Annotated in this window: 18 protein-coding genes, 1 riboswitch and 1 other annotated feature; of the genes, 12 read left to right on the top strand and 6 right to left on the bottom strand. The window is 31.5% G+C overall.

From position 1 onward, the window contains the following. Positions 1–36: 36 nt before the first annotated feature. The 3 genes from thiC to thiW are packed head-to-tail and all read right to left on the bottom strand — an operon-like array spanning position 37 to position 2,499. Positions 37–1,350: a phosphomethylpyrimidine synthase ThiC gene (thiC, locus tag C1Y58_RS08765; RefSeq protein ID WP_105615635.1), complete on the bottom strand. Its 1,314-nt coding sequence runs from the start codon at positions 1,348–1,350 to the stop codon at positions 37–39. Positions 1,351–1,382: 32 nt separating this feature from the next. Next, positions 1,383–2,009 (bottom strand): thiamine phosphate synthase, encoded by a 627-nt coding sequence (thiE, locus tag C1Y58_RS08760; protein WP_105615634.1) that lies wholly within the window; start codon positions 2,007–2,009, stop codon positions 1,383–1,385. Beyond that, a complete protein-coding gene (gene thiW / locus C1Y58_RS08755; RefSeq protein WP_105615633.1) occupies positions 1,996–2,499 on the bottom strand; it encodes an energy coupling factor transporter S component ThiW in 504 nt (167 codons plus the stop codon). The genes thiE and thiW overlap by 14 nt, the downstream gene beginning before the upstream one ends. A gap of 150 nt (positions 2,500–2,649) precedes the next feature. Further along, positions 2,650–2,757, bottom strand: a riboswitch (TPP riboswitch). A 247-nt stretch (positions 2,758–3,004) separates the two neighbouring features. Here thiW and udk point away from each other — a divergent pair. Then, on the top strand, positions 3,005–3,622 hold the full coding sequence (udk, locus tag C1Y58_RS08750; protein ID WP_105615632.1) for a uridine kinase: 618 nt from the start codon (positions 3,005–3,007) through the stop codon (positions 3,620–3,622). 36 nt (positions 3,623–3,658) lie between these two features. On the opposite strand, the gene C1Y58_RS08745 is transcribed toward udk, so the two are convergent. After that, on the bottom strand, positions 3,659–4,435 hold the full coding sequence (locus C1Y58_RS08745; RefSeq protein ID WP_105615631.1) for a DUF6597 domain-containing transcriptional factor: 777 nt from the start codon (positions 4,433–4,435) through the stop codon (positions 3,659–3,661). A 94-nt stretch (positions 4,436–4,529) separates the two neighbouring features. Here C1Y58_RS08745 and C1Y58_RS08740 point away from each other — a divergent pair, with 94 nt between their 5' ends. The 8 genes from C1Y58_RS08740 to def all read left to right on the top strand — a co-directional run bounded on the left by C1Y58_RS08740 (position 4,530) and on the right by def (position 13,429). Next, positions 4,530–4,985, top strand: coding sequence for an SRPBCC domain-containing protein (locus tag C1Y58_RS08740; RefSeq protein ID WP_105615630.1), 456 nt, complete (start codon positions 4,530–4,532; stop codon positions 4,983–4,985). A gap of 193 nt (positions 4,986–5,178) precedes the next feature. Beyond that, the gene (gene guaA, locus C1Y58_RS08735) at positions 5,179–6,714 is read left to right on the top strand and encodes a glutamine-hydrolyzing GMP synthase (RefSeq protein ID WP_105615629.1); all 1,536 of its coding nucleotides are present in this window, start codon (positions 5,179–5,181) and stop codon (positions 6,712–6,714) included. Positions 6,715–7,009: 295 nt separating this feature from the next. Beyond that, positions 7,010–7,729 carry a hypothetical protein gene (locus C1Y58_RS08730; protein ID WP_105615628.1) on the top strand — a complete coding sequence of 240 codons (720 nt, stop codon included), beginning with the start codon at positions 7,010–7,012 and terminating at the stop codon, positions 7,727–7,729. 294 nt (positions 7,730–8,023) lie between these two features. Then, positions 8,024–8,695 (top strand): response regulator transcription factor, encoded by a 672-nt coding sequence (locus C1Y58_RS08725; protein WP_105615627.1) that lies wholly within the window; start codon positions 8,024–8,026, stop codon positions 8,693–8,695. Next, a complete protein-coding gene (locus tag C1Y58_RS08720) occupies positions 8,682–10,487 on the top strand; it encodes a HAMP domain-containing sensor histidine kinase (RefSeq protein WP_105615626.1) in 1,806 nt (601 codons plus the stop codon). Before C1Y58_RS08725 ends, C1Y58_RS08720 begins: the two co-directional genes overlap by 14 nt. 492 nt (positions 10,488–10,979) lie before the next feature. Then, positions 10,980–11,447, top strand: a complete 468-nt coding sequence (locus tag C1Y58_RS08715; protein WP_105615625.1) for an HIT family protein — start codon at positions 10,980–10,982, stop codon at positions 11,445–11,447. 889 nt (positions 11,448–12,336) lie between these two features. Then, positions 12,337–12,840 (top strand): DUF6790 family protein, encoded by a 504-nt coding sequence (locus C1Y58_RS08705; protein ID WP_105615623.1) that lies wholly within the window; start codon positions 12,337–12,339, stop codon positions 12,838–12,840. A 139-nt stretch (positions 12,841–12,979) separates the two neighbouring features. Continuing rightward, positions 12,980–13,429 (top strand): peptide deformylase, encoded by a 450-nt coding sequence (def, locus tag C1Y58_RS08700; protein WP_105615622.1) that lies wholly within the window; start codon positions 12,980–12,982, stop codon positions 13,427–13,429. A 319-nt stretch (positions 13,430–13,748) separates the two neighbouring features. Here def and C1Y58_RS08695 read toward each other — a convergent pair whose 3' ends face one another. Beyond that, positions 13,749–14,780: a phosphotransferase enzyme family protein gene (locus C1Y58_RS08695; protein ID WP_105615621.1), complete on the bottom strand. Its 1,032-nt coding sequence runs from the start codon at positions 14,778–14,780 to the stop codon at positions 13,749–13,751. 390 nt (positions 14,781–15,170) lie between these two features. Here C1Y58_RS08695 and C1Y58_RS08690 point away from each other — a divergent pair, with 390 nt between their 5' ends. Both C1Y58_RS08690 and C1Y58_RS08685 read left to right on the top strand, forming a co-directional pair. Continuing rightward, positions 15,171–15,968 (top strand): MBL fold metallo-hydrolase, encoded by a 798-nt coding sequence (locus C1Y58_RS08690; RefSeq protein WP_105615620.1) that lies wholly within the window; start codon positions 15,171–15,173, stop codon positions 15,966–15,968. 200 nt (positions 15,969–16,168) lie between these two features. Then, positions 16,169–16,816, top strand: coding sequence for an SIMPL domain-containing protein (locus tag C1Y58_RS08685; protein ID WP_105615619.1), 648 nt, complete (start codon positions 16,169–16,171; stop codon positions 16,814–16,816). Positions 16,817–16,890: 74 nt separating this feature from the next. Here C1Y58_RS08685 and C1Y58_RS08680 read toward each other — a convergent pair whose 3' ends face one another. Then, on the bottom strand, positions 16,891–17,163 hold the full coding sequence (locus tag C1Y58_RS08680; protein WP_105615618.1) for a late competence development ComFB family protein: 273 nt from the start codon (positions 17,161–17,163) through the stop codon (positions 16,891–16,893). A gap of 719 nt (positions 17,164–17,882) precedes the next feature. Here C1Y58_RS08680 and C1Y58_RS08675 point away from each other — a divergent pair. Beyond that, entirely contained in the window at positions 17,883–18,284 is a 402-nt protein-coding gene (locus C1Y58_RS08675) for a VOC family protein (protein ID WP_157950026.1), read from the top strand. A gap of 291 nt (positions 18,285–18,575) precedes the next feature. Further along, positions 18,576–18,956: a binding site (T-box leader), on the top strand. The last annotated feature ends 35 nt before the right edge of the window (positions 18,957–18,991 follow it).

Here is an 18,991-nt window from a genome sequence, read left to right as displayed (position 1 = left end):
GATTTTTTAGGTAGGGTTATATGAATATTATCTCATTTAGGCATCATTTCTTAGTATATTAATATCTTCTCCATCCAATACTTTATTGACATTACGAATGGCACACATTTTACCGCACATGGAACAGGTTTTTTCATCTTCAAGTTTAGCGTCCTTACGATAGCGACGAGCTTTTTCGGAGTCAATAGCTAAGTCAAACATCTTGTCCCAATCCAGTTGTTGTCTTGCATGGCTCATAGCATTATCCCAAGCTCTAGCACCTGGAATTTTCTTTGCAATATCACCAGCATGAGCGGCTATCTTTGATGCGATAATACCTTCTTTCATATCATCTAGAGTAGGTAACCTTAAATGTTCGGCAGGCGTTACATAACATAAGAAATCGGCACCTGAAGAAGCTGCAATAGCTCCACCAATTGCACCAGTAATGTGGTCATAGCCTGGGGCTACATCTGTTACTAAAGGGCCTAATACATAGAAAGGTGCATTATGGCATAGCTTTTTCTCTAATAGCATATTAGCCTTAATTTCATCTAATGCCATGTGGCCAGGACCCTCTATCATAACCTGAACATTCTTAGCCCAAGCTCTTTTTGTTAATTCACCTAAAGTAATCAGCTCTTTAATCTGGGAAGCATCAGTGGAATCTGCAATAGAACCAGGACGACAAGCATCACCAAGGCTGATGGTAATATCATATTTAGCACAAATGTCTAATAGCTCATCATAATATTCATAAAACGGATTTTCATTACCTGTTAATTCCATCCATGCAAACATCAGTGAACCACCACGCGATACAATATTGGTTAGTCGTGGGTTTCTCTTAAAAGTTTCAGCACTTTCTCGATTCATACCTGCATGAATGGTAACGAAGTCTACACCATCTTGACCATGTTTATCAACGACATCAAGAAACTCTTTAGCTGTTATGTCTTTCAATTCTTTTTCATAAAAACCAAATGCATCATATACAGGTACAGTACCAATCATGGCTGGAGACATATCAACGACACGCTTTCTGAACTCCTCGGTTTTTCCGTAATTACTTAGATCCATAATGGATTCTACATGCATGTCAATAGCCGTTTGTACTTTCTCAAGTTCTTTTTCGATGTTATAGCAATCTTTTGAAATTCCAAGGTTGACGTTAATTTTCGTTTTACAGCCTTCTCCAATACCTTCAGCACTAATACTTGTATGGTTCTTATTAGCTGGTATGACGATAGTTCCCTTTGCTATCTTTTCTCTAAGTGTATTAATGTCCATATTTTCTTTGTTAGCAACAATTTTCATTGCTTCAGTTACGATGCCTTTTTTAGCAGCATCCATTTGAGTTGAATATGTCATGGTATTATCTCCTTTTATATCATAATAAAGATTTAGTTTTGTTTCTTTAATAAAGCATTAAATTTCTTAACTTCTGTTGTAGGATTACTACAATTTAATATGGCAGAAATAATAGCAGCACCGTCTAAAATCTTTAAATACTCAGAAGTTAAGTTATTGGGTGTGATACCACCAATTCCATAGATAGGTATATCTTTAATGGTAGCTCTAATCTCTTCTAATACGATTAAAGAGATTAACTTAGTATTGACTTTAGTGGATGTGTGGAAAAGTGCACCTACACCTACATGGTCTGCACCAGCCTTTATGGCATCATAAGCTTCTTGGCTGTTATGAACAGATGCTCCTAAAAGCTTATCAGGTCCAAGAAGTTGTCGAGCGATATCTAAAGGCATATCACTCTGACCCAGATGAATGCCATCAGCATCAATGCTTAGTGCGACATCAATTCGATCATTAATAATGAATGGAACTCCAAATTCATGGCATAATTTTTTTAGTCTGCTTGATTCTTCATATTGGACTCGAGTATCAGCATACTTATTTCTGTATTGAAGAACATCAATACCTGCTTCAAGACAGAGTTTCACTTTTTTCTCCAACAGATCAAATGGTATTCGATGATCTGTTACGAGATATAATTGTTTATTTGAGTTCATAGCGTTTCAACTCATTTATTTTCTTTACTGGTATACACTTCATAACAATAATCGCTATGAGTGATCCAGCTACTGTGCTGATGATAAAAGGTGGAATGAAGAAGAAAGCACCATAACTACTTCCCATAAAGATATTAGCGATTGGAATAGCTATTAATGCACCCAATAATCCAGTTCCAATGATTTCTCCTATGGCTGTTATGTACATGTTTTTGAAGTAGTGATGAAAGATACCAGCCAATAACGCTCCAACCATACTACCAGGGAAAGCTAATAGGGATCCCATTCCTAACAGGTTACGAATTAAAGAAATGAGAAAAGCATTTAAAACCGCATAAAATGGTCCAAGAAATATAGCTGATATGACGTTAATAAAATGTTGGATAGGAAAACATTTTGAGACACCTATTGGTATGTACAGTTGGCTAAGTGCTACACCAATAGCAATAAATAAAGCTGAAATGGTAATTTTACGTGTATTTACCTGCATTGAAAACCCTCCTTTGTCAATACTTAATCACATGATGACACTGAATGGTTATCTATTAGTTGAGTGGGTAAGAAAGCATGGTTTCATACAAATAAATATAAAAAGACAAATATAAAAAGCACAACTGTAGAGTTGTGCTTATAAGTCAGAAATAATTATTATATGCTTCCCTACGCTGGTATTAACCAGATCAGGTCAAGGGTCAAAGAATTAAGTTCTTTATCTCAGCTGGCATTACCAGCCCCCCTAGCGATTCTTATTAAGTTTTCAATTGCATCATAACATAGATTGATTATTTAAGCAAGATATATTGGATGTATTTACTAGATAATTCATGCAAAAATCCGAATGAATTTTGGTTGTTTGCTTATATTGAGTGTAAATTCACTGCATAAGTTAATAATATATTTAGAAATATTATTCTTTTGACAAAGTGCAACTTGACTGATAAAATTATAGAGATGTTTAAATAGATATTAACAAATACCTAATGGAGTGGTGAAATTTGAAAGATACGATTATCATAGGCATAGCTGGGGGGACCGGCTCTGGTAAGACAACTTTAGTAAAAAAGCTAACTGAACAATTTGGAGAGAAAGTTGTGACATTATGTCATGATTACTATTATAGAGCACATGATGAATTATCACTGGAAGAGAGAGCAAGACTGAATTATGATCATCCTAATGCATTTGATACAGATATGTTAATTCAGCATCTCAATCTATTAAAAAAAGATGAATGTATTGAACGACCAGTATATTCTTTTGTAAGTCATAATCGCATGGAAGAAACAGTCAATGTGCAACCTTCCCGTGTTATTATCGTTGAAGGTATTTTAATTTTTGAAAACAAAGAACTTCGAGATGCTTTCGATATTAAAGTCTTTGTTGATACAGATTCAGATGTACGTATTATCCGCCGTTTATTAAGAGACGTTAAAGAACGCGGTAGATGTTTAGATGCTGTTATCGATCAATATCTAACAACAGTTAAAATCATGCATGAAGAGTTTGTTGAACCAAGTAAAAAGTATGCTGATATTATTATCCCAGAGGGTGGCTATAATAAAGTTGCTTTATCTATGCTTATTGATAAAATAAATGCACTATTATCGGAATAAATAGAGGGTGGCTCTGACGCCACCCTCTTTCTATGTCTATTCTTTATATTCTCTTGGTGTAATGCCTAAAATTGATTTAAAATCATTGATCATATGGGGTTGATCTGCATACCCTAGCTTTGCTGCAAGATCAGCCCAATGAGGAGTAGAATCCATTTCTAATTCCTTATTTAGTTCCTGCAACCTGAACATGCGTATGATCCACTTAGGATTTACGCCTACATAGGTATCAAAATCTCTTTGTATACTTCTAATATTCTTATTGAAGTTTTTAGCAACCATATCAACAGAAGTTATGGACTTATTTTCTCGTATATAGTTGATAACTTTTTCTACAAATAAACCTTTATTATCTACTGGATGTGCGTAGTTAAGTAAGAGATTTTCCATATATACAACCTTTTCTTCAGTGCTATTCAAATCCTTCAGATTTTCCCATTGAGTAGGTTCAAGTATTTCACCAATTTGGATTTTTTGATTTGTAAATGTACTCATTTTTACCTTTGTCAAGTTGTTAAAAGCACCTATTTTGAATTTGATTCCTAAGATCTCACCAGAACTCTGCAGATGATATTCAAACAATTTTTTAACGACTCCTTCTACAAAAGTAGAATCACCATAATGAACAATATTGATATGAGGATTGGGAATAATTTGTTGATTAAATACTTTCCCATCAGGAAGATTCCACTTAATGGACCAAAATAATTCAACTATATGCTTTAAATCATTACTTGGAGGGATTATATTGAAACTTGTTTGATTCTCAAGTTCATTCATATGCACAATAGCATTTAAATAGTCTGGTTTCATATTAATAACCTCCTTTTTTATGTCGCATTTCTACAATACATTTATATTTTAGAACATTATAATAGTATTATCAAGATTGAAGGAGGTTATTTCTATGAAATTAGTCTATCATTTTTATATTGCTTCAAGCTTAGAAAACATATGGTCAATTCTTACAACTCCAGAAGGAAGTTCAAAAATTTTTTATGGAGCTGAAGTCCATTCAACATTTAAAAAAGGAGACTCTATTCAATATATTGGTCCTGGAAGAGATGGTGACAATACTCTTCATATTCAAGGGATTATTGAGGACGTTAAAGTGAATGAAAAACTTAAGCATACATTTATAGTTGGTGATGCTTATAGAGATAATGGTAATAGATTTTCCTCAACAATAACTTATGAACTCAAGCCATCGGAGCACTTTGTAAAGCTTATTGTTATTCATGATGATTGGGATGAGGGTGACCCAGCCTATGAAAATACAAAAGAAAACTGGTGGCTTATGTTGTCAAATATTAAGACACTTGCTGAAACAGGTAAACCGCTTAATATAGGTCTACATGAGTAATATGAAAAAGCTGATTCTAAGCAATATATCTAGGGTCAGCTTTTTTAGTTCAAAAAAGTTAAATTGTGTTATGGACTTAGATGTGTTTTTATGTTATCATTTGTTATAATTATGAGTTGGCTTAGTGCTTTCTCTGAATCGACAGTCAGAGGAATTTGAGGAATAAAATGGTCAAAACTCAGGAGGTAAAGAGATGCGTCATGAATTAGTCATCGTACTAGACTTTGGTGGACAGTATAATCAACTTATTGCAAGAAGGGTAAGAGAAGCTAATGTATACTGTGAAGTAATGCCTTATGATACTCCTTTAGAAGAGATTAAAGAAAAAAATCCAAAAGGTATTATTTTTACAGGTGGACCAAGTGTTGTATATGAAGAAGATGCACCAATTGTAGATAAAGGTATTTTTGATTTAGATATTCCTGTATTAGGTATTTGCTACGGTTGCCAAATGATGGGCTACTTATTAGGTGGTGAAGTAAGCAAAGCTGATCAAAGAGAATATGGTAAAACAGAGTTAAAAGTAAATTCAAAAAGTGCTTTGTTTAATACTGTAGAAGAAGAAACAACTTGTTGGATGAGTCATACTTACTATATTTCAGAACCTCCAAAAGGTTTTGATATAACAGCTACCACAGAAACTTGTCCAGTAGCAGCAATGGAAAATAAAGAGAAGAAATTATATGGTGTTCAATTCCATCCAGAAGTACTTCATACACCAGAAGGAAATAAGATGTTAAGAAATTTCTTAAAAGAGGTCTGTGTATGTAGTGGGGATTGGATCATGAAAGATTTTGCTAGTGAATCCATAAAAGCTATTAAAGAAAAAATCGGTGATAAGAAAGTACTTTGTGCTCTTTCTGGTGGAGTAGATTCATCAGTAGCAGCAGTTCTTATTCATAAAGCAGTTGGTAAGCAATTAACATGTATTTTCGTTGATCATGGTCTACTTCGTAAAAATGAAGGTGATGAAGTAGAACAAATCTTTAGTGAGCAATTCGATATGAACCTTATTCGTGTAAATGTTCAAGAACGTTTCCTAGGTCGATTAGCAGGGAAAGACGATCCAGAGGAAAAACGTAAGATCATTGGTGAAGAATTTATCCGTGTTTTTGAAGAAGAAGCCAAGAAAATTGGAAAAGTTGATTTCTTAGTACAAGGTACAATTTATCCAGACGTAATTGAAAGTGGTACAAAGAATGCTGCAGTTATTAAGAGTCACCATAACGTTGGAGGGCTACCTGACCACGTAGACTTTAAAGAAATAATTGAACCTTTACGTGATCTTTTTAAAGATGAGGTAAGACAATTAGGTAGAGAATTAGGTATCCCAGAATTCTTAGTTAGTCGTCAACCTTTCCCAGGACCAGGTCTTGCTATTCGTGTTATTGGTGATTTAACAGAGGAAAAGTTAGATATCTTAAGAGATGCTGATTATATATTTAGAGAAGAGATTGCAAAAGCAGGTCTTCAACCTGAAATTGGACAATATTTCGCAGTATTGACCAATACACGAAGTGTAGGTGTTATGGGGGACGAGAGAACCTACGATTACACCATCGCTTTACGTGCAGTGTCAACGACAGATTTTATGACTGCAGATTGGACAAGAATTCCTTACGATGTACTTGATATTGTATCAAGACGTATCGTTAATGAAGTAAGTCAAGTAAATCGTATCGTATATGATATTACTTCTAAACCACCAGCAACTATTGAGTGGGAATAGAAAGAATTTTACTTCTCGTGTTGCTTGATAATATTTCTTTGCACGTATTATCACTATTATCATTATTTTCATTTAAAATGGAAGTCATATAATATTTAAGATTAAAGTCATAGATTTGAGCTAAACTCATATTCTATGACTTTTTTATTGAGAAACTATATTTTTTTCAATTTGGATCACTGATATGGTGCTCTTTTGATAAAAAAGAGACATAAAAGAGATATGAAGGAGATTTAGAAGAGACATCGTCATATTAAAATACTAATATATCTTGATAAGAAAAGGAGAGAGTATTATGAAGAAACTAATTATTGGTATTTTAATAGTTGCGTTGGCAGTTGGAGGTTTTGTAGGATATAAAGCGTTAAATAATCCGTTAGATACACTTAATTATGCAACATGGGATAAAGTACCTGAAGACACAAGAACATTCTTTGCATCATTTTTCGATGGTGACATGAAAAAAGGTGAAGAGTTTTACAAGATATATTTTATGAAATTTAATCCAGTACATGAAGTATCACATGGTGTTAGAGGTGTATATGATATTGAAACTGATTTATATGATGAGGAACAAAGTGTTAATGATATTACAGTTGCATACTGGCGAGAAATTGGTGAAGAGGAATTTATAAATGAATTAGAAGCTGTTTTAAAAGAAGTGCTTTCTAAAATGGAAAATCCAGTACCAGAAGGAAGAGATACTGCTGAGTATTTTAATGCAGAATATCATAATCTAGGCGGTGATCCATCGCTTTATGGTTATTTCCAATTCTCGTTTGTATTAAATTCAATTGAGAAAGATCAGAATTTATATGAAGCTTTAAAGAAAAATGTAAGCTTAGACACAAAAGAAAAAAGTGGTAACATTGAGGTAAATCATGATGATGTTGCTATAATAGATCCAGTAGATGTAGTGAATAACTATGTAAATTATTTAGGGTTTTATAACGTTGAATCACCAGAAATGAAGTTTAATAATAAGTTCAGAGCAACGATTCAATCAATTGATTAATATTAAGTTATTGAAAAGTTAAATGGACTCTATGGATAAACATTAAAAGTGTCGGTCTATAGGGTCTTTAAATATAATCATGTTGATGTATGATTTTTAGCGTAATATTATATGTAAATGTAAAAATTCACTTTAAACAATAGGGTTCAAATTAATTATAGAATAATCATTTGTGGATTATATTATTGAAAAAATTTACTTTATGAGCCAGAGGATATTTCATAATTTGTAAACTAAATGATATAATTAATATAGTTAAAGGTAATAAGATTTCAATTTTTTAAAGGAGTTCTTATGAGTTTTAAAATTTTAGTTGTAGAAGATGAAATGAGAATGCGAGAATTTATAAAAGAATATTTTGAAGAAGAGGAATGGATTACACTTGAAGCTTCAAATGGTAGTGAAGCTTTAGATCTTTTTTCAAGAGAAACAATTGATTTGGTGATCTTAGACATTATGATGCCAGGACTTGATGGTAAGTATGTTTGTTCTAAAATTAGAGAGGAGTCAGATGTTGGTATTATTATGCTAACTGCATTAGAAGATGAGACGTCTCAATTGGAGTGTTATAATTTAGGTGCTGATGATTATATAACAAAACCTTTTATGCCTAAAGTATTGGTTGCTAAAGTAAAAAGATTTTTGTACCGATTAGATGGAACAATTGCTCATTCGACATATGAGAACGACAAACTTAAAATTAACTTCGATCAAAGAGTTGTTTCTATTGATGGTACAAAAGTTGATTTTTCGCCTAAGGAATTCAATTTATTGATCTATTTAATAAAAGCAAATGGGGCTGTAAAAACTAGAGATCAAATTTTAGATGAGATATGGGGATATGATTATTATGGTAGTACAAGAGTTGTAGATAATCATATCTTAAAAATAAGAACCAAATTAGGCTGTTATGGTTCAATGATTACAACCGTAGTTGGTATGGGATATAAATATGAGAAAGACTAAATTCATTAATAGTATTATAACGAAAAGTTTTATAGTAATAATAACCATTAATGTCGTTATTGCAACTATTAGTTTAATCATTCAGAATTTTGAAATGGAAGAGATATACTATCATTTAAGAGTTGATACCATAGAAAATGATATAGAAGCTTTTGAAGACAATTTGAAATCCAGTTCAAACGAGACGTTGGCAAATGATAGTTTAGCTACGAACTTTTATAATGAACATAATGCTTCTGTTGTATTATTAAATGATGACTTAAACATTTATGGAAGTAGTATCTTTAATGATTTTAACTACGTGATGGTTAAAAGAGAAAATGATCAATATTCAAAAGTATTGATAGACTATTTGTTTGATGAAAATGGTAAAAGTGTTCATCAACAACTGAATGAAAACACTGGCTCAGAAATAAGCATAAGAGGTATACATATAAAGGGCACAGATTATGTAGATGCAGTGGAGATAGAAATTGATAATCATGTGTATACCAATTATAAAGCCTATTGGGAATGGGAAGAGACCTATGCAGCAAAAGAAGATGAAATTCAAGAGTTTTTTCAAGCAAATGTAATAGATGTACAGTTTAAACAAAGTTCAGAAAATCAATTAGAGACTCAAAGTAGAAGACTTTGGAACATAATAAAACAATATATCTATACCGATATGTCTGAACAGGAATTGATACAACTAGCTGATCAAAATGGTGAAACTTATTTTGAGGATGTGGACTCTAAATTAAAGGTGTACTACAAAATTGGTTATGTGAAAAATGATGAAGACGAGTATGTATTTTACGCTATGTTGTTTACATTAGAAAATGTTCAAACGATATTTAGAGCTTTGAATAATTTCTATATGATACAATATTTGATTACCACATTGATTGTGATATTAGCAGGGCTGTTCTTTGCTAGAAAATTTAAGAAACCAATGACACAACTTAATGACTATGCTAAGCACATAGCTGCTGCAGATTTTGAAACGCAACTTCATATAGTATCGAATGATGAAACTGGTGAACTCTGTGATAGTTTGAATGAAATTTCAAGAAATCTTAAAGTTAAAATGGATGAATTAAGTGATGAAGCTTTAAGAAAAGAAAAAGAAGAAAAAAGAATGAGAATGTTACTGGCAAGTTTATCTCATGAATTTAAAACTCCATTAGGTATAATTGCTGGATTTGTTCAGATGCGAAAAGATAGTATAAAACCTGAGAAAGCTGATTATCACTATATGGTAATAGAAGATGAAATTTCAAGATTAAATTCATTGGTATTAGAGACTATAGAATTAACTAATTATGAATCAGGGACTGTTAAGACAGAATTTATGAGTTTTAGAATCAAGAAATGTGTTCACAATATCAGTAGGAAATTATCAAATGATGCGAGAAAAAAGAATATTGAAATTAAAATCGACGGGCAAGAAACTTTTGTCATTGGAGATGTAAAGAAAATCGAGCAAGTTTTATTAAATCTTATAAGTAATGCAATTAAGTATTCCTATGATTATGAAGATATTACTATAATATTAGAAGTAAAGAAAGAGGATCTGTATGTCTATATTGATAACACTGGAACAGCAATATCTGAGGAAGAGTTAGCACATATATGGGATGCTTTTTATAGAATAGAAACATCGAGAAATAGATCATCGGGCGGTAGTGGTCTTGGATTAGCTATAGTTAATAATATTTTAGAACTGCATAATAGTGATAGAGGTATAATCAATACATCGAATGGCATAAGAGCGTACTTTTCATTAGCTGTCGATAAAAAGGAGACATAAAAGAGATATGGAGAAGATATAGAAGAGACATCGTTATATTACAATACCATTACGATAGTAAGGATGCTCTGTTGTGGGTAAATCTGTATATTGATGATATAAATAAACAGTAAACACTTGACATCTTCTCAACGTATTGTCATAGAAAAAATGCCTTAATGGTGGAGAATCTTGCCCCTACTGGAAATTAGTCTTTCGATCTCGCAACTGGAATTAAGTCATGCACACTTTCTTTCGGAGACTTTTTTGTCATGCACGCAAATCATAATATTCAGATAGGCTCTATGTTTTTTTCAGTTTTAGTACGATTTAAATTCTTTAATCTGGCGTTAAGTCTTGTAATTTCAAGGAATGAATAAAAACTGGAGTTAGTTTTTCATTTAACTCTAAAAAAAAGTTAGTTAACACTAAAGAACCTAGTTTTCATAATAAATACCATTTTCATCTATAATGTGATATAATTTACTCATTCAGAAAAGATGGAGGTAACCCATGGGGAGCTGTGAATTCTGTAATCTGTCATCAGAAGATGAGCAATGGTTATTTTATACAAGTGATTTTTGGAAAGTGTATCTGGCCGATAAGCAAGATTATATCGGACGTTGCATAGTAGTTTCTAGACGTCATTGTGAATCCTTAAGCAGCCTATATCTACAAGAGTGGGATGATTTGAAATATACTATTGACTTATTAGAAAAAGTTATTTCTAAGGCTCTGGATGCAACAATGTTCAATTGGACTTGTTTAATGAATAATGCACAAAAGAAAAATGAAACTTGTGCACATGTCCATTTTCATTTACGCCCTCGATATAAAGAATCAATAAAAATAAATGATCAAGTATATTATGATGAGGAATTTGCTCATCACTATAAAAATGATAAAGAAAATAAACTTGATAGTGAAAGTGGAGAAGTATTATTTAAAATACTGAAACATTGTATGACAAAAATGAATTAAAGTTTAGTTTTATTCATTTACGTATATAAGTGAATTCGTAAATGCAGAAAAATGCAATGATTGAAACTTTACTAAATTATATTTTAAGTACTATATTAAACTTTAAGGAGATGTATTAAATGATTTCTGAGTACTGCCCTAAATGCAACTCTATTGCAGATATGACAATAAATAAAACAGAAAAATTTGAGAAAGATTCTTATGGAAATAACTTAAAGATAATAACAAGTAGTTACCATTGTTCGTTATGTCATACTTTTGTTCGCAGTGAAGATATAAATTATAAAAATATAGAATAATTAATTAGAAGATAGTTTCTCTCTATAAACTATCTTTTAATCAACAAGCTCATTTTTTATCTAATACTAGAATTAAGTCTTTCGATATTGCAACTGGAAATAAATCATGTACGCATTCTTTCAGAGGCTTATTTGTCATGCATATATATCAAAATATGCAAATAAGTGTACTCAATTCTGCAGTTTTGTGATAATTCTATACGTCAAAACTGGCACTAAGTCTTTCAATTTCAGGAGTTGATTGAAAACTAGAAGTTAGTTTTTCATTTAACTAAATATGTTCATTTTATATAAAGCGTTGATTAATGTCATCTACCTAATTTTCTTGATAAATTCCAAATTTAATCTATATTGTGATATAATTTACTATAAAAGCAAAGATATCAATGCTTATTACAGAATGAAGGTTTTGGAATCAGATGAGCGATTTTTACTATAAAGAAAATAATCAGGAGGGTATCATGGAACTTATTAGTACAACTAAACTATTAAAGTTTAGTTTGCTCTCTTATATGTTATATACTATTTTTGATCTATAAGAATACAAGTTATTAGTGCGGAACATAGATTTATAAGAAAAGAGGGGTTATATGTGGAGTTTATATTTATATTACATAGTTGGAGTAATGTTTATTTTACCAGTATCATCAATTTTGATTGAGGTTTTTTCTAAAAAGAAAACTTATAATTCAGGTGAAATAATTTTAATAGTCATAAAATGGTTTGTTTTTTGGGGAATCGGTTTACGTTGTTTAACAGTTGGCCTTAGTCAGTCAATAAATCCTAAGTTTACAGCATCAATTCTCCAAGTTAGTGAGGAAAGTTATGTAGTAATCAGAGAATTAGGTTTCGCAAATATTTGCTTGGGTATTGTTGGGATTGCATCATTATATTTTTCTGAATGGAGAAAAGCAGCTGCTTGTTCAGGAGGCATATATTTAGGAATTGCAGGTTTACTACATATTTCTAGAATTTCAGAAGGGATAAATTTAAAAGAGGCAATAGCCATGATTTCGGATTTATTTATACTTTCAATAGTAATTTTTTACATGCTATATTCATTGAGGGTGAATTCCTCATGTCAATTGAAATAAAAAATTTAACTGATAAAGGTCAGTTACAACATAGTTTTTCCTACTTCTATAAATTCCAATTTAGTCTATAATGTGATATAATTTACTCGGTCTATTTTTAGGCTATAATTGTATGTTATGGATAGAAAGGGGTTTTGGAATGGCATTACGAAATATAAGAACGCACGGGGATTATATTTTAAGAAAGCATAGTAAAGTAGTAGAAAGAATTGATGATAGAATCTTGACTCTATTAAAAGATATGGCTGATACTATGTATTCAGAAAATGGAGCAGGTTTAGCTGCGCCACAGGTAGGAATACTTAAAAGACTAGTTGTAATAGATATGGGGGAAGGGTTAATAAATCTAATTAATCCTGAAATAGTTGAATCTAATGGAATTCAAGAAGTAACAGAAGGTTGTTTGAGTATTCCAGGAAAATGGGGTAAATTAGATAGACCTGCAAAAGTTAAAGTTAAAGCCTTAAATGATGAGGGGAAGGAAATAATAATTGAGGGTGAAGGAGATCTAGCAAAGTGTTTATGCCATGAAATTGACCATCTAAATGGAGTCCTATTTATTGATAAAGTTAAAGAGTTTCTGAAGTAATCTAATATACTGTGCATAAAATAGAACATAGTTCGAATGAAAACAGCTACATCTGATTTCTTTACCTATATTGTTCAAACTATATAAGAAGATAATTATACTCAAGTTTATTGGGTGCAATACTTATATTTAGTGAATTTACTGAATGGCGATATGAATTAATAAAATAACATAAAAATAATGTAACCTCTACACCCCTTATTAGAAGAGATTGTAGAGGTTTTGAATTATATCATACATATCTATTGACAATACTAATGATTAGTTATAATAACTTTCTGTACTTTAGGAAGCTTTCATTATTAATAACAAAGCCCTATTAATCACCCTCATATATACCTAAATATGGAATGTCATTTTCTATACAGTGAATTAGTTCCTGTAGTTCTTCATCCTCAAAATCAATAGCACCTTCTGTAATCGTCACATACAATAGTTCGCCAAGGAAATGCTCCATCTCAACTAACTTCAAGTATAACGGTAGCTGCTCAATGTAAGCGTCATCCAGCACCCTAATAGAGCGATAACCTTCTACAATGGTTGCAAATATCTGATCCATTAACACTTTTCGTCTTACCAAATCTCCTTCATGCATAACCCAGCCTGTAGAAGCTGACCAAGCACTTGCTATCTCATACATATACCAACAGTACCCAGCATCATCAAAATCGAAGAGTGTAATATTTCCATTGCGATAGTCAATATTATAATTACCATCACCAAAGTCGCCATGAATCATTCCATAACTCATATCTACCTTTTCTAATTGTTCCAATTGATTAATGAGTGCATTGAACTTTCCACGAACTACAATCATTTCATAAGGTATTAAAGTTTCAATTAACACTTTAAAGTGGTCCAGAATATGATGCCTCTTGTACCCAGCAGTAGGTATATATGTCTCAGAAGCCTTATGTATCTGAGCAAGAATTTGACCACAATTATAGTGATGTTTACTTAGTGGTATACCCTCAATATATTTATACCCCCTATGACTTAATTGCTCACCAGTTGCTACTCGAAATATTACATAGCAAAACACATTCTCCATATGCTTAATAATGGAAACATCTTTTCCGTCTTTAGATGTATAGGGGGTGGCTACTGATACACCATATACATCTAAATGGCGAATGAAGTCAACCTCAGCCATCAAATCTGCTATACTTCTGTCCGCTCTTGTTGTAACTCTAACATATCCTTCTGATGCTGTACTACACATATGAAAAACAGTATTCATACTTCCATCATGTGCATCCAACTGATTGAGAATCACCTTATCAAAATCATATGTCTCTTGTATCGATTTTTCTAATGCATGTCTGAATTCTACTGTATTGAATGTAAACATCTCCTTTTTGTTTAATTAATTAATAATATATAACTATAAATAATCTGTCTAGGTAATCGTAGCCTATCTCAAGACTAACTTTCAATATACAAAATAACTATAATTGATCTTTCGCTAAATTAAATGCAATTTTTTTTATATTAAATACTCTAATGAATATATTTTTAAGCTGTACATTTTGGCGGTGTAAATCTATTTTAAAATTCGTATTTGTAATTATAACCAGACAATTACTTTTTCATTTAACTCTAGGACATATGATTATGCTTTACACCAAACGTATGTTTGTTTATAATATAGTATAGACAATTATTTTGCGTCTTCAAAAGGTAAAATCAAATACTTTGAAGATGCCAAATATATGTCATATTTAAAGAAGGACTGATATATATGAGTGAAGATTGGTTTAGAGTTAACTTAGTAGCGAAAAATATTTACGCAATTGATGATCATGGACATGATACTATTTACCTTATTGTTGGTAGTGAAAAAGCTCTTATAATTGATACTGGTTGGGGTGTGGGGAATCTTCGAGATGTCATATCAAAAATTACTAATTTACCAGTCATATTAGTTAATACCCATGGTCATCCTGATCATGTTAGTGGAGATTATCAATTCGATAATGTTCATATCTGCGAAGATGATATCCCTATCCTTGAAGGATGCTTTAAAGAAGAAAATCGTTTATGGGCACTGAATAATCCACTACACGGACCTTATCCAAAAACATTTTCTACTGAAAGCTGGATTCAATCAGATTTAGGTAATATTATTCCTATTAAATCTGGACATACCTTTGATTTAGGAAATAAAATTATAGAAGTTATTAAACTGGCTGGGCATACCCCTGGTGGTATAGCTTTACTAGATAAAGATGAAAAAATACTGTTTTCTGGAGATTCAATAATAAAAGGAGATATATGGATGCACCTTGATCATTCAGAATCTTTAAGCACCTATTTACTCTGTTTAGAGAACCTTCTATCCCAATTGAGTATGTTTGATATTATATTACCTTCACATGGTGAGCCTATAAAGCCAGATATTATTTATGAACTAATTGAAGGTATTCAAGCTATTTTAGGAGGACAGAAAAAGGGTAAACCTGTCCAAACCTTCGTTGGTGACGGATTATTATGTGAGTTTGCTAATTGTGGTATAGTATACAACAATGCTAAACTTTAGAGATTACATAAAGAGATTTTAGTTTAGATTAAGAATGACTTTACTGTAATAAATTGAAGGAATCTATTGATGAGTACTTGGCATCTAAAGGAAGTAGGACTTGAATGATAACTGCATGTACAATTAGTGAATATTATAGTAATTAAAAAAAAAGAAAATCATATATTGAAGTATAAGTGGTGATTTAAGGTGGAGCACTGATGTACAATATTCACAGGAATTATATGCGTAGGAATGAGCGTAGTGAAATTATTGTTAGAGGTATTGCCAAGGAATACACTCTTCCAGATATGGGGATAGTAATAGCCAATATAGTTTCAACTGGTGAAGATCCTGTTGAAACTGAAATGTTAAATAGTGACACTGTAGATAAAATCTTAAAATGGTTAAAACGAACTGGTGTCCAGGATAAAGATATAAGGGTTGAAAAGGAAATATTAACACCTTTTTTCGACTACGAAAATAATATATTAAAGCATCAAGCAACTACTTTTATTGCTGTATATTTTTATGATTATTCTTCGATGAGTGAGTTTGTTTATAATATAGAGCAAGAAAAAGATATTATAATTAATAGAATCGTAATAACACTAAGTAATGTATATGAGTTCTATAATATGGCTCTAAAAAATGCGGTCCTAACAGCTTATGACAAAGCTAATATAATTGCAGAGAGTATGAACACAAGACTCATTCCTACTCCATTGGTTTTGGAGGAGACGACTAACTTTGATGAAATAATAGATGAAATTATTATTACGGGGCAACAATTGAAAGATATTGAATACCCAATGTTGGTAATACCAGCTTCTGTAGAAGTAAAATTTTTGGTAGAAGAAATTGAATAATAAAAAAAACCAGCCTAGATGCATCATACTCAATGATTTGAATATGATGCGTTTTCACAAAGATAGAATATATTTTAATCTATATGATCATGATGAGGGTTTTTATTTACAATCTCAGCAGCTCTTGTAATAACCGATATGATATCTATAGGGTATTGTTTATGAAGCAGTTCAGTTTTGGTATATAATTCACCTCTTTCAGTTACAATGTATCTTGGAGGTAATTCATTCAAAGCCAAAGCTGCAATATCATACATACATTTTTCACAAGAACAGTATTCGGTTTCTTTCATTAATTCTTTTATCGCATTAAAAACAATATCTTCCATATAATTATTCAGTCCCATAGTAATCCCCCCGAGCGATTTTTAAAGTAATTTAAAAATGTCTTTATAAATTATCTCTTGTCTCACGATTGAGCTGTTTAATCCTGAACTTTAAAAAGTGATCTCTGTTTTATAGAGTAAATTATATCACATTATAGATTGAATTGAAATTAATAGAAATAGAAAAAACAATATTGAAGCAAAAATATTGTACAAGTATATAGTGAAGTAAAACCCATAGAAGGAAGTGTTACCTATTGACTGTCATTGTGGAACTAACAAACTACAATTGTTTTAAATTTGATATCCAAGCACCAACTTCTGATATTTCAAGTGATATATTATTTTATAGTAAAAATGTCCTTAAGGTGTAAATTGAATATGTCCGTTTTTTACAATAATCAATTTAGGATGTAATGTATAATAAGATTATCATCAATGGCAAGATATATCAGAAACCAGAAATTATATGAAAAAGTGGTATGAAAGTAAAAGAAAACTCTACGATAGGTTATTTCGTAAAAAAACATAGCTATTTAAGGGATATGGACAAAATACTTAAATTGTTTTAAGATATTCATGACAGGAATGGCGATATTACTGATAGAATTAATTGAGGATAGCATGAGTTTTATTGCTAAATAAGCCACAAGTATCAACGTCATTGTATATATTTTCAATATGATAAAATCGTCTGAAAGACTTTGATTAATCATATAAATTGAAAGGAGATAATGAATATGATTTCACCTACGATTCACTTCCCGGGAAATTGTAATGAAGCAATAGCTTTTTATGAAAAAGTATTTAATGTAACTCATAAGAAAGTGGAGTTTTATCGTGATGCACCATCTAATTCAGGATTTACTTTAACAGATGATATGAAAGACCTAGTTATGCACTCCAGTATGACGATCTGTGGCACGCCTTTTAATTTTAGCGACACACAGGAAAAAACCATTGCAGGAAACATGATCTGTTTTAACGTATTTTTTCAAACAGTTGATGAGGTATGCAATGCATTTAACAAACTAGAAGAAGACGGAAACGTTATAGTAGAACTTGGTCCTCAATTCTTTAGTGATATGTACGGCTCAGTAGTAGATAAATTTGGTATAAAATGGCAGTTGATTTCCGAATAGTAGTTTATAAAACCTCTACAGTCTTTATTATAAAATGATTGTAGAGGTTTTTTGATAAATAATAATGGCAGAGGTTAACTTTATTTGTCATTTAGATTTATCTGCCGTTATACTTAAGGTTAGTTGAGATGGAGTTTTGGGGTTATATAAGGGAGTCATTTTGAAATTTGTATTATATTAATCATATGTGCCATATAGGAGAAAGGAGAGACAAATTTTATAAAGCTTTAAATAAAAATATGTCTTTACAAATCTTTTGTTATGTGCTAACATTATGAACAATATAATAATTCAAAATCTTTGATTGAAAGAAGTACTTTAGTGATTTTGTCTCAGCGAGCCGGCGATTGGTGAAAGGTCCGGTACAGATGAAGTAAAGGAATGGGTTCATGAGATGCTAAGTGAAAGGTAACAAGTAGCTGATGCCGGGATTCTCCCGTTATAGAGATAGGATATCGAAAACTATATTTCCGTATCTGAAAAAGAGCAGTTGATTATTGTTGAGTGGCATAGCGAATACACAGGTATTTCGTCTCATAGTGAGATGGAATACCTTTTTTTGTTGTTGAATACATGTAAGCCACTGAAGAAAGTCTTAATTATTAACATGAGTTACAATAATTCTTTAATGCTGAACTTGGGTGGCACCACGATGACCTTATCGTCCCATATTACGGGAGGATAAGGTTTTTTTTGTGCAGAAAAAT

The organism is Vallitalea okinawensis (assembly GCF_002964605.1).
Lineage (GTDB): Bacteria > Bacillota > Clostridia > Lachnospirales > PQDH01 > Vallitalea_A > Vallitalea_A okinawensis.
The sequence above is the reverse complement of the archived record's forward strand: the minus strand, read 5'-3'. Positions and strand labels throughout refer to the sequence as shown.